Annotated in this window: 11 protein-coding genes; 5 read left to right on the forward strand and 6 right to left on the reverse strand. The window is 58.3% G+C overall.

Features of this window, described 5'->3' with window-relative positions; all coding sequences use genetic code 11:
• Window position 1 precedes the first annotated feature (1 nt).
• The 6 genes from LB552_RS18660 to LB552_RS18690 all read right to left on the reverse strand — a co-directional run bounded on the left by LB552_RS18660 (window position 2) and on the right by LB552_RS18690 (window position 8,725).
• Window positions 2-1,921 (reverse strand): S8 family serine peptidase, encoded by a 1,920-nt coding sequence (locus tag LB552_RS18660; RefSeq protein WP_224609111.1) that lies wholly within the window; start codon window positions 1,919-1,921, stop codon window positions 2-4.
• A 115-nt stretch (window positions 1,922-2,036) separates the two neighbouring features.
• Window positions 2,037-3,206, reverse strand: a complete 1,170-nt coding sequence (locus LB552_RS18665) for a trypsin-like serine peptidase (RefSeq protein WP_224609114.1) — start codon at window positions 3,204-3,206, stop codon at window positions 2,037-2,039.
• A gap of 74 nt (window positions 3,207-3,280) precedes the next feature.
• The gene (locus LB552_RS18670; protein WP_224609117.1) at window positions 3,281-4,198 is read right to left on the reverse strand and encodes a trypsin-like serine protease; all 918 of its coding nucleotides are present in this window, start codon (window positions 4,196-4,198) and stop codon (window positions 3,281-3,283) included.
• Between the two features lie 10 nt (window positions 4,199-4,208).
• On the reverse strand, window positions 4,209-5,297 hold the full coding sequence (locus LB552_RS18675; protein ID WP_224609120.1) for a hypothetical protein: 1,089 nt from the start codon (window positions 5,295-5,297) through the stop codon (window positions 4,209-4,211).
• A gap of 1,490 nt (window positions 5,298-6,787) precedes the next feature.
• Window positions 6,788-7,873, reverse strand: a complete 1,086-nt coding sequence (locus LB552_RS18685) for a trypsin-like serine peptidase (RefSeq protein ID WP_224609278.1) — start codon at window positions 7,871-7,873, stop codon at window positions 6,788-6,790.
• 15 nt (window positions 7,874-7,888) lie between these two features.
• Window positions 7,889-8,725, reverse strand: a complete 837-nt coding sequence (locus LB552_RS18690; protein WP_224609122.1) for a glycoside hydrolase family protein — start codon at window positions 8,723-8,725, stop codon at window positions 7,889-7,891.
• A 571-nt stretch (window positions 8,726-9,296) separates the two neighbouring features.
• On the opposite strand from LB552_RS18690, the gene LB552_RS18695 reads away from it, so the two are divergent.
• The 5 genes from LB552_RS18695 to LB552_RS18715 all read left to right on the forward strand — a co-directional run bounded on the left by LB552_RS18695 (window position 9,297) and on the right by LB552_RS18715 (window position 12,185).
• On the forward strand, window positions 9,297-10,496 hold the full coding sequence (locus LB552_RS18695; RefSeq protein ID WP_224609125.1) for a DUF4339 domain-containing protein: 1,200 nt from the start codon (window positions 9,297-9,299) through the stop codon (window positions 10,494-10,496).
• 237 nt (window positions 10,497-10,733) lie between these two features.
• Window positions 10,734-10,961 carry a hypothetical protein gene (locus LB552_RS18700; RefSeq protein ID WP_224609128.1) on the forward strand — a complete coding sequence of 76 codons (228 nt, stop codon included), beginning with the start codon at window positions 10,734-10,736 and terminating at the stop codon, window positions 10,959-10,961.
• Complete coding sequence (locus tag LB552_RS18705; RefSeq protein ID WP_224609130.1) at window positions 10,954-11,313, forward strand: hypothetical protein; 360 nt, start codon at window positions 10,954-10,956, stop codon at window positions 11,311-11,313. The genes LB552_RS18700 and LB552_RS18705 overlap by 8 nt, the downstream gene beginning before the upstream one ends.
• A 169-nt stretch (window positions 11,314-11,482) precedes the next feature.
• On the forward strand, window positions 11,483-11,716 hold the full coding sequence (locus LB552_RS18710; RefSeq protein WP_224609133.1) for a hypothetical protein: 234 nt from the start codon (window positions 11,483-11,485) through the stop codon (window positions 11,714-11,716).
• Between the two features lie 229 nt (window positions 11,717-11,945).
• The gene (locus tag LB552_RS18715) at window positions 11,946-12,185 is read left to right on the forward strand and encodes a multiubiquitin domain-containing protein (RefSeq protein ID WP_224609136.1); all 240 of its coding nucleotides are present in this window, start codon (window positions 11,946-11,948) and stop codon (window positions 12,183-12,185) included.
• Window position 12,186 lies beyond the last annotated feature (1 nt).

Below are 12,186 nucleotides of genomic sequence, written 5' to 3' on the forward strand. Positions count from 1 at the left end.
GTCAGCAACCGAAAGCTGAGCCTACTTTAACCAGCAGGTCCTCGACATCCGTGAGATCGATCTCGGTGCCATCGCATGCAGTCAGTTCGACGGGCGCTTCCGGCGCGACCCGGTACAATTTGCCGACGGAGCCATACGGCTTTCCTGCCGACAACGCCAAGTCGTAATACACAGCCAGGGTGCCTTGGTCGTCAAGCTTGGTCACTCGCAGGATCGAGTCGGCGCCGATGAAATTGTTCAGGCCATTGTCGACGGATTGAAAATTCATGATCGCCGGTTCGGCCGATCTCAAACTCACCGGCTTCCACTGACCATTCGTTTTAATCCAGTTGCTTTCGGGATTCAGGGCCATCAAAACCGGGTCGACAACCCCGGCTGCGATTTTCGGATCGGGGATCGGCCAGCTCGTCGTTTGAACCCTTTTCTTTACGATATAGGCCGACGCGTAGACGTTGGAATAGAAACCCATCATTTTGGCTACGGCGCCGGCCACAAAGGCTGAAGCCTGCGATGTTCCGGGCGCGGCACCCATTGCCTGGTTGCCGATCCATCCTGGTACGTCAAGACCGCCGGGCGCGACCACATGCACGATAGGCTGGTCCTCGGCCTCCGCTGAGAAATAAGCTTCAGGCATCAGCTGGACGTCATCATGCCCGCAGGTGGTACAGGCCGACACCACCACGACATTGGGCAAATGACCAAGATTCTGCGGCGATTGCGTCGACGCTGCGGAGATCGACACAGGCGGCTTGCCGGCTTCGGATTCACCGGCTGCGACGATCAGCAGCTGGCCGGAATCCTTGATGGCCTTCTCAAGATAACCGATAACGCCGGGCCTGGACGGAGGAAACAGCGTGGCGGCAAGGTACACGTCCAGAGGGGGCGGCTGCTGTGCCGTAACGGTTAGGGTACGGCCAAGCCTGATGCTCCGGCCGGGCTCAGGTTGAGCCGGAACCAAGCCACCAGCGTTTCCCGCTTTCACCCACTCCACCGATTTGATCAGTGCGTTCGGCGCCAGCCCGATGAAGCCGTTGCCGATATCCGGGCTGGCGATGATGCTGGCCAGAAGGGTCGAATGATGCACGAGTTGGTCGAACTGGCCCCAACGGCATGGCTTGCCGGCGAGGTCGCTGGCTGTCGGGAATTCGAGCAGCGGTTCGTCTATCAGATGAACCGCGACAGGCTGTAGTGTCGTATTGGGGGCATGGCTTAACGCGGCCTCGTCATAGCTCGACAATGACTGATACTCGAGCGTCGCCGGAAAATTCCCGACCAGACAGGCCTCCTTGACCTTGTCGGCCAGGGAATACACTTTTTGCTCCAGCGGGGTGGCCGGGATCAAATCGACCGCGAGGTTGGGTATCTTGCTTTCGCCGATACGTTTTATCGTCTTGACCGAGCGGTCGTCCGAGGTGGTTGGGACGAATGTCTGGTAGGCATCATAAGTGACGACTTTCGCGGCAGGGCCGACGGCCTTCTTGCTTGCGTCCAGATGCTTCCAGGCCGATTCGAGCCCGTCAACCTTGGTGTCATCGCCGGGATGTCCCTCGTAGCGCCGCACGGCGGTGAATTTCGTAAAATCGAGATCGGGCAGAACAATCTTGCTGCCGACCTGCAGACGGCTCGGATCGAGGCCCTTGTTGAAGTATTGCACGAAGGTGTCATAGCCGCCACATGGTGGCGGGTAGTTCAGGCCTTGCAATATGCTGCAGATCGAATCGTTTGGCTGGACGACATATTCGCGCCGGCCAAGCACGCGCTCATCCTCGAGCGACTTCAAGACCGCTGCCAGGTTCTGGTTCGCCTGACCACCCTCGAATGACAACAGGATTCCAGAGCCACCCTGCGCCATCTCATCGGCGCGGGCCGGGAACTGAAGCAACAAAAACAGATAAAGACAGGCAAGTGCGAACTTCACCATGGTATGCCTCCCGAGCTTCCAAAGGGCAGAGGCAACTGAAACCTCCGACGCACTTCGGATTCATGTTCCGCTCATGTCGTCAGCAAAACCGCTGCCCATTTTTGGACGACACGTGCTAATCCCAATGCAGCGCTTGCAGTAGAACCGGATCGGAATGGCCGATAAAGGCCTTGATCCGGTCCATTCGTATGGCCTTGTTGACATGGTCCGGGGTGCAGTTCGGCCCTGTGTCGAAACCCAAATGGTGCAACCCGATGACGCGGCCCTTAAGGTCAAAGACTGGCGAGCCTGAAGCCCCTGTCTCGCTGTCGCAATTGTGGGAGAATTCGCTGGGGTCGCCGTTGGTTGCGCGCCAACCCGTCCGCTGCTTCTCCACTACCTTGCACTGGCTGCTTACACGCTTTTCCTCGCAAAGCGCATGATGGACGAGAAAGACCGGTTCGTTGGCATCGATCGTTCCACTGAAGACGCTTGCTGGTACGGAGGCGCCGTTGACGCCTCCGCCGCCAAGAACGGGGCGGAGAGCGATCAAGGCGAAATCTAGCCCTTCATCCGCCAGAAGCACCTTCGCGCATGAATACTGCCTGCGTACGGCCCCATCATCCCAGCCGAAATCGAATATGGTCGCGGCGCATGTCCGGGAGCTCCAATGCTGTTCGTCGACGCCGCCGCCGCAGTGCCAGTTGGTCAGAGCAATATTGTCCCCCACAATTACCGCCGAACAGCACCAAGAGTGCTGGTTGTCGGGATTGCCGCCTACCATCATACCGACCTCATCACCGACCAAGCGTGCCTGCGTGAGCGACGTGTGCGGCGACTTGTAGGCGAATTTCCAGTTGGCAATGGCACCTTGCAGCGAGAAGACGCGCTCACCCGTTGTCGTCGGCGGCAGGGCTACGGCCGTTGTCACCGACACGGTGGCGTTCGAGGCGGGGCTGCGAAATTCCAGGGTCACGTCGCTGGCGGGCAGGTTCCCGGTCCACAAATCGCGAACAGCAACTGCCTCTGCCGGCAGATCGGATGCGGCGAAACTGGCCAGAAAATGATATGCCTCGTCCCTGACGATCACCCTGGCCGATGGATCGAGCTGCCCGGCAACGCTGATCTGCAGACGCAGCGCCTTGGTCACATAGTTGGCGGGATGGGATACCGGTTTTATTTCCCCCGGCTTCACCGTGACGGAGGGATTGAACCAGCGGCCAAATTCCGTCAGCGCCTCGTTGCTTTTGCATTGCTGACTGGCGGCGAACGCAACTTGGCCGACAAACAGGAACAACAGCGCCAATGGCGCCAGGAGAGGATGCAAGCGAGGCCCTGGCCTGGACCGTGGACTGGATGGGTGGTCGTGCAGCACCGAACTCATTTGACGACCCCGCAATCGCGTCCACCAGCCTTGATGAACTGCCGCAGCCAGTCGATCACCTCCGTGCGGCCAAGATGCGTAAAGACGCCCGCGGTGCCGCACGCCGCCGCGGTAAAGACGCGTGAGCCGACAACTACGCTTCTCGAAACGACGCCGACCGGCACGAAATGCGAGCCTTCGACCCGGTAGACCGGACCGCCGCTGTCCCCGCCGCAAGCAAGGAACGGCCTCGTCTGCGTGGCGGTGTTCCCCAGCACGAATTCCTTGAACCTGCGGCATCCGGCCGACTGAAAGACCTTGCTCGCACAGTAAAAGGACAGCGTGCTGATCGACGCCTCGCGGCGCACCCCTTGCGAGTTCTGGAAGTCGCCATTGAGCCCGAAGCCGCCAGCGCGAAAAGACGGTGGCACGCTGTCATACCAAGCCGCTGCGTACCGGATGTTTCCGATCAGATCGAAGGTAGTGCAAGTCGGATCGCCTGGCTCGATCACAAATGGCGATGTGAGCCGCAAAAGAGCGAGATCATCGCCCGAAGCGGACAATCCGGCGCATATGTTGTCCGAAAAGCGCGAAACCAGGTTCGCTGACTTCCAGAAGGCATTGTCTAGATGGTCGCTGCGCGTCACTAGAAATCGCGTCTCTTGCTGGCAGGTGCAATGAGCGGCCGTGAGGATGAAATCCCCAGCAACGATGAGGCCACTGCAGATGCGCGGAACGCCAGCCCGGTCCTTGTAATAAAGGCCAACGATCAACTGGTTGCTACTTGGGGTGCCGTTCCAGATTTCCTGGCCAGTGCTTTCCTCCGGCAGCTTGGAGCCATCCGGCCAACGTCCCCCATCCATCGGACCCGCCCAGGCAGGCGTCACCCCGATCAAGAAGGCAGCCAGAATGCAAAGCAGGCGAAAACGCTGCATCGATACGCCCCTAGATCTGCCCCCTTCGAATTATTCCCGCGCAGACGGCAGGATCGGCCGAGATTTCGCGGCAGTCCTCGATATCCTGCCTAGTCAGGTCTTGGGGCGCGGCGGTGTCCAGATTCTGGCCGCTGCCCGTGGCCGCCTGCGGGTTCGCCGCCGCCTGGGCTTTCTTGAGGGCCGTTTCGGCGTTGAGCGCGGTTGCCCTCGCGTTATAGAGGTTGGCGCGCGCGTTCTGCACGGCCGTCCTTTGGGTGAGCGCGTCGACAGGGCCCGCAATCACGGCGTCGGCAATCGCGATCGGCAGTTGGGCGACGGCTAGAGCCTCGGAATCCTTCACCACCTGGACGCTGGTCAATTCGCCCTGCGTGAAGGCGATGGTGGTCTGGCGTTTAACGAAAAGCGTGCGCTTGACATCGACCCGGTAGACCGGAGACTCGTTGGCAAACGCCAAATAGTCCTGGGTGACAGGGCTCCCGCCGACATTGACCTGCACTTGATGCGGTAGAGCGCGGCGATAATAAATCCCGGGCGACATCGGACCTAGCGCGTGCGCTACGGCGACGCCAGTGGATCCCGGACCGCAGCCCGGGCTCCAGCGGCCCGGCCAAAGCTCGACCTGGACGCAGGCGCGTGGATAAATCTTCCTGATCGCGGCATTAGTGCGGGCGGCCTCCTCGGGATCATATGGATCGAAGACAAAAGTGTGCGCAGCCGGCTCCGCGGGCGTGGTGTCGAGGAAGCGCCCAACAATCTTGGCGACCTCGATGGCGATCTGGCCGGTCTTGTCGATATTGGTGGAACCGACGGAGGCCAGCAGGCCGTTGGCATACTCTACCTTGATGTCGTCGTCGGCGAAGGCCGACAGGTTCATGCCGACACGCATCTCGGCCTTTTCATCGGGAACGGTGCGGGTTGTGACGATGGCCGTGGGAGAAGTTGCTGAGCCGGAGAAGGCCGCAACCAACAATTGCTTTTGCAGGTAGTAAGCACCACTCGCCTGGCCGCTGTTCTCGCCGGCGCTCTCAGTTCCTGCGTAGCTCGATACAGTCGAGCAACCGCTCGATCCTATTGAAACAAGTAGCAACCAACCGGCCAAAAATATGGCTTGGAATATTGTAACTTTCCCCACCCCACCCCCCTCTAGAACGATGGATGCTCAATGTACTCCAGCCGCCTTAACGACGGCGTGGCTCAACAGATCACAGCCGACAACTCAATTCGGCCAGCAAAATCAAACAAAAATTCGACCTTTCCGCGCTCATAACGATATTCTAATGTTCTACTTTTTCAATCGGAATCTGAAGATTACACTCCCCGACAGAGCAAATTTCGTTAAGTATCTAAAATAAAAGACTTTCGACCACAGGCGCCCAACGCTTTCATCAACAGGGCGTACCGAGGTGGCTTCGCCGAGGACGACGACTGCAGGCCCTCGGCTGGGGCGAAGAGGCCTGCGCCGGGCGCTGCAGGCTTACGGCTATGGCGCGATCTCAGCAATGACGACGAATACCCGCTGATGGGTGACGGCGTTCTTCAAAAATAAGCTGCTTAAGCCGGTGGGCCGTCTAATTAATTAGACGCCGCGCAACAGCTGAGGTCCAAAAACACCGCCTAGGCCCACATCGGATGGCCAGATTTGAGACCAGCAGGGGACAGGCGTCGAGTTTCGTTCCTATCATTCGGCAGCAATTCGACCTTGCTGTCCATCGCTGCCCTTGGCGCCACCTTGGCCTGCCGGCCCCGGAGGTCCATCTGGGCCTGCGTTACCGCCACGACAATAAGTTGAACCGCTGCCGCCCGGGCCGCCTTTGCCTCCTCTGCCGCCTTGACCGCCCTGGCCACCAAGCCCTCCCTTTCCGGGGTTGGCGGTAAAGTCGATTTGCAGACGTTGGCTGATGAGGTCGCCCCGAAGGATCAGTATGCCGCCATCCCCGCCACTGCCACCTGCACCGCCGTTCCCGCCTGCTCCACCGGGAGAGCCCTTTCCGCCAGTGCCGCCTCCGTGAGCACAATCGAATAAGTGATCGGCCGCATTCGCGCCCCGGGCGCCCGTAGCTCCTTGCGGGCCTTGGACCCCGGCCCCGCCCGCCTGTCCGTCCTGCCCACTTAGGTCGATGCGCAGAAAACTGCCATCAGCGAGCTTGCCGCTGAAAATAACGGTCTCGGCATGCTGTCCGGGGCTTCCGTCATTCCCGACCGGGGCTGGCGACTGGGGAGCTGACGTATCGAAGGCAGCAATCGATCCACCGCTACTTTCAATCTCGATCGCATCGATCTCGAGACTAATTCCATTCGTCACAATCGAAGCCTTAGGGTCCAGCTGCAGTGAGTGAACGGCTACGAAGCGGCTGAAGCCCGCCCGAGGTGCCGTCATCATCAATTTTCCACGAACCACGAGGTTGGGTTGGCCACCTAGAATCATCGATGTCTCCTTGGACGACAAGCCAGGGGAAAGGCGTCTCTCGAGTCCTGGCGGGAGCTCGCCGAAGCTTACGTCTCCATCGACATAAATTGTGCCGTCTTTCACGGTTACTTGACCCGCAAGGGTGGTCCCGGGAGCTACCAAAAGCGCAGATAGCGCGACAATCAGTTGTGCGCTTCTGCCGCGGAAAGGGTCGCTGTTCCAAAGTCCTCCCATATGCTTTCTCCGCTGCGCTTAAGTTTCACGGCTCCGCCGCTCTTGGGGAAACTGAACATAGCATCCGCGCTGGGCAGCCATAGAATATAGTCATTGGTCTGATCGTTCTGGGGAACTAGACGGCGGGCTTCGCTGCCATCGTTGGGCTGCAAGCTCCAGGTGGCGCCGGTTCGAATGAAGACGGAGGGGTCGTCAGACAGCCGATAAGTTTCGGTGGGGGGCGCTGCCGTGGCGATGTCCCCCGTGGCAGGCGTGTCATTTCCGTGGCGTTGGAGAGCCGTACGGACCAGATCACTGGCATTTAGAATGCTAGAGAGAAGCACCGCTTCATTGAAGGAGTCGGCGTCCCTGGACTTGCCGCCCCGGATGTGGATCCCCACCAGATGTCGGCTGTCGTCAAAAACAGGAGCGCCCGAACTGCTTTCAAGCGTGTCACAAACATGACGAAGGAAGTCACCGTTCACCGGTGTGCTTGTGGCGTGACACCCCGTGCGGTCGAGTTGGAGTGGTTGCCCGACTGGGACGTGGATGATGAACAAATCAGCCCCCGGCGTCGGCGCGCTGCCTACTTCAGGAATATTGCGGGTCGAAACCTCAACCGAAGCTTTGGTTTTCAGAACGGCGTAGTCTAAGTCACCTTTGCCGAGCTCCACCGGCACCGGGTCCAACTCGACAGGATTATCAGGTTGTGCTTGGGACACGTAATCGAGTGTGATCCAAACTTGGGACGGGTTAAGCGGAACCAACTCGTCAGTATCCGGGTCTTTCTGCATGAAGCAATGCCGGGCCGTCAGGACCAACTCGGGACTAATAAGCATGCCTGTGCAAACCGTATCTTCGCGCCCATTAGCTTTTACAAGGATGCCGCCAACAGGGTGCGAGGCAAGGCGATACCTGGAAGTTTGAGAGAGCCCGTCAACCGCCTCGTAGGACGTGGTCGGACGAGGCCCCAGCGACTGCTCGGGGTGATCGTCCTGAGCCGACGCTGCTGTTGAAAGTAGAATTTCTAGTGCGAAAACTAGGAGTGGGCGCACGGAAGCACCTTGCAACTAAGAAGCAAGTCCGACTTCAAATAGGGCCGCCTCAGCATCTCGACGGACCCACAGGCCACTAAGATCAGCGGCCCACAAACGCTTCATCCGTCGGATCTCAGGCGGAATCTGGTCGAACGCCTTGGCGTGCATGTGATCGCGGATGGCTCGCATCTCGGTGAATCGGTCTCCATTGAGACGAAACGAAGCTCCGCGATTGTAGACAAGTGACACCAACGCGCCCAGGCTTTTGGCCGAAAGCTGATCCGTGTTGTCCAGGTACCGCTCGACAATTGCCGTATACCGAGGCAGCATCTCTGTCTTGAATTCACGAAGCGCCGTTTCCCAATCGATTGCGGTTCCTGCAAAGCTAGGCAAAAGATCACGAGCGGCAGTGCCCGTCACGCCACAGCCACTTGCTAGCGCGTCCACCACGGGCTTTCCGATATATCCCTCCCAATCCGAGCGCAGACCGCCGACTGTTACAAAACCGATGTCGTATCCGATTCCACAGGTCGGCCCGGAATGACCCCTCGGCCAAATCACGCCCCTATAGCGACGTTCATATGTTCGCTCGTCCGTAATTTCGCTCGCGATGATGAGGTCCACAGCCTCTGGCGATATTTGGCGGCTGGATTTCGCGCCTTGAAGTGGTGCTGTCTCTAGCCCCGCAACGCGGGCGGCGGCAAGTTCGTTGTGTCCAATGCCTCCAATCGCCAGATTGGGCTGGCTCTGCAATTCTTTAAGCAATGTGGCGAAGTCATCTGCGGCTGCACCGAATACTCGGTTGGGCAGTAACGCAAGCCCAGGCGAGGCCATGGAAATTTGAAGAAACATTCGGCGAGAAATAGCCATTGATCCCCCCTCCACAGCGACCGCCGACAATATTATATCTTGGACGACTAATACGCGACTGTCTAGAGGGATTTTCCGGTCTATTGTCGAGCTACTGCAAGCGTCCGCCGATCATTCCGCTATGAATGCCATGACGCGAGTCTGCCGGCGGATTGCCTTTGCTATTAGTGTGGATAATTAAACGGCCGGCGATCGAAGCCGAAAGGGCCTTTGGGTAGACTGATCATTCGCAGCTAATTTTTGAATCTCCGAAATGGGACAGGCAGCGGACCGCCAGATTATGTAGCAGCCATGCGAATGGCAGGGCGTCTAAATCGAAGGTGACTACGCCTGACGGGAAGCGAGCTGACGCTCTACATTCCGCTATGCCTCGGCGTCGGAGCGCAGGCACGGTTCCTAGGTTCTCGGGATAACGGAGGTCGAATTCAGCACGGACCCTATTCCAGAAGTCGGCGTTCCTCAGGTTGGTGACAGTGGCTGGGAGTAGCGCAGGAAAAAAGATAAAGACGCCTCGCACTTAACGACGGAGAACGTGTATAGCGGAATCGGGACATCCGGGGTGGGGGCACCAGTGAACAAGCAGCAAAGCGCGGCTATAGACTACCGTGAGACGGGAGCGTTCGTTTGGGCGCTGATCACTTATCCGATCATTTGGTTCCTGCTGGTTCTTCTGAGCATTTCCTTCACGGCAAAACTTCTGGGATACCCGCTCGAAAAGGGCAACCGAGTCGTATTGTTCATCTCACTCGGTGGGGCTGTGTTGGCGGCCCTATACGTCATACTCAAGCGGGTGGAGTTCCATTTTGCCCGCCGAGAGGCTCTGCTTGCTGTACCCACCGAGCCACCGGACGCGCCAGCTGTAACCGCACCAGAAGTGGCGTTGGTAACAGTGCCTGAAGCACCAGTGGTAACAGAGGTCGAAGCCCCCGTTGAAACCCCGACTGTCACGACTCCTCCCGAGATACCCCGCAACGAATGGTTCTACGTCACGCAGGGCCAGAAAGCCGGCCCGGTGGCGTGGAGCGTAATCCGCGATCTGAGGCAGCGCGGCAGCATAGAGCCGGACACGCTGGTCTGGTCCGAGCGTCTCGGGAACGAATGGAAGCCGCTATCGGCCTTCGATTTGCAGACGGGAACGCTGATTGACGTTTCGCCACCTTTGCCGCCAGAAGTCAAAAAACCGTACCCCCCGAGCACCGCAGTATGGCTGATAACGCTGTCACCAATGATCATCTACCTGGCCGAGCGTGCGTGGGAAAATGCCGGCCGCAATCTCGACGATAATTTCAGCATTTGGATCACCATTGCCGCGATCTTTACCCTGAGCGCTTACGATGCCGGGCTCGTGCGAAAATCGGGTCGGCATTTCGCCTCAGCCTGGATATTACTCACGCCCGGCTATCTGATTGCGAGAGCACGAGCGCTGTCCGAGCCGATGTACCACGTCGCCATCTGGGTCGTCGGCTTTGCGGGCTATTTGTATCTCACGGCCCCCGGATTATTCGACGGCACGGCGTATCTGGGTGGAGGACTTCCCACCTGTGATAGTAAATACCTGAAGACGCAGGTCGAAAGACTGATGGACGAGAACGACGAACTCGTAGCCCTGTACGGCAAGGTCGTGGACATCTTCAGTTCTTCGGAAACGGGGAAGACGGCTACGACCCGCGTTTGCATGTTGTCCATTCGCGGGTCACGGACGTCGTTCACAGCGCTCGTCACCTTGGAGGACAAGGATGACAAGATCTTGGTCGAGTATCACCCTCTGTGATGCGTGCACGCAGGCGGTGGTGGGAAGAAGGTCAAGCCAGCTACGCCGCCGCCCTCTCTTCCACAAAATGAAGGCCATAGAGCGCGATGCTCCAACCTTTTAGGCGCTCAACCAACCTGGGCTCGTACACGAGATCGGCGGCGGCTACCGCATTGGTGTATGTCTCGGGTCGCCCAGTCTTTGCCACGCTGGAATCATGGATCAGGTATGCTATTCAAGCAAGCGTAGGGAGGTCGCATGGACAAAGCCGGATACAAGCGCGAGCGAGCTTATGTTCTCGACAAGTATGGCAAGAAGGTCGAAACATGCCACATCGCCGACGTGAAGGCTGTTTTGGGCCTGACTCGAAAGACCGCACCTAACCGTATCAGTACCGCCTCTAAGGTTAAGCCCTGTCCGCCTGAGTTGTGGTCCATAGTCGAGGACGCCGTGCGGCATGTGCACTCGGACAAGCTAGGTGGCTAATCGCAGGCTCACTGCCGATGAGCTTCTGAAGGCCAACGAAGTCCTGGCCGATATCCGTGGCAAGCTCAGGGAGTTTGCGGGCGACGATCGAGACCTGCTTTTCGCCTATCGTCGGAAGGTGTTTAAGGAACTGATCTACGACGAACGCGGCAAACCGATGCAGCGTCGGGCGTTGAAGCAGAAGAAATGGGCGCAGCAGGGGGGGCGTTGCGCTCACTGCAACGAGGCAATGCCGATCGCCTACTCCGAATTGGACCGCTTTAACGCCGCAGATGGTTATACGGTCGAGAACACGGAATTGGTTCATAACCGATGCCACCGCGAACGGCAGGCAGCTAAGCGCTACACGTGATCATTTTCGTTGCTGCCCCTGGCCGGAAAGGGCCTTTTCCGCGTTCAGAGAGGACAACACCCTTACAGATCGCATTTTACAGCGTCGACACGCCCGGCACATTGCCCGTACATCATCCGCGATGAAACTCATGAATAAGACCTCAGCAGCTGGACGCCTTCATGCGAGCATGACCGTACTGGTGGCCGTTCCGATTCTTTTTGCTGGTCAGGCTTTTGCCAGCGGCACACTCGCCGAGAAGATACGGGCGACCCCGACCTGCCAGCAGTTCAATGATGGATGCAGCATCTGCAAAATCAGCCAGGGTGTCGCGTCATGCTCAAGCCCCGCAATCGCCTGCATCGCAACTGAGTGGCATTGCGCCGCCGATCCTTCGAAGTCCGGCCAATCAGAAGGCGATTAGTGATCGGAAAAACCGATGTTTCGTCGGCGCACCACTTTCTCATACCTGCCCGTCAGCAATTGATACAATGACATGCCTGCGTGCGGCTGGAAGTATGCACCCAAACCTGTTCACGGTCTGTTCAAGTGTGCCATTTTAGCCTATACTTGCTACTCGATTCGCCGGTCGGTTGATCACGACGCTTTATAGTATATTTAACAATGCTCTCGGAAAGGCAGGAATGATAATCATGGCTAGGAAATATCAGTTTAAGATCGAAAGCGAGACTTATCACTGGGACGAGCAGTTCATCACTGGCGCAGAAGTGCGGAGAGTTGGGCCAGGTATTCCGGAGGGAATGGACCTATACGTTAAGGTCCGCAATCTTCCCGGCCGTCTAGTTGGTAATGACGAGAAGATCGATCTCGCAGAGCCGGGTATCGAGAAGTTCTATGCGCAGGATGCCAGTTCCGAGGCGGGCAACTTCTAAA

Origin of the sequence: Mesorhizobium sp. CA7 (genome assembly GCF_020165015.1) — a bacterium.
Classification (GTDB): Bacteria; Pseudomonadota; Alphaproteobacteria; order Rhizobiales; family Rhizobiaceae; genus Mesorhizobium.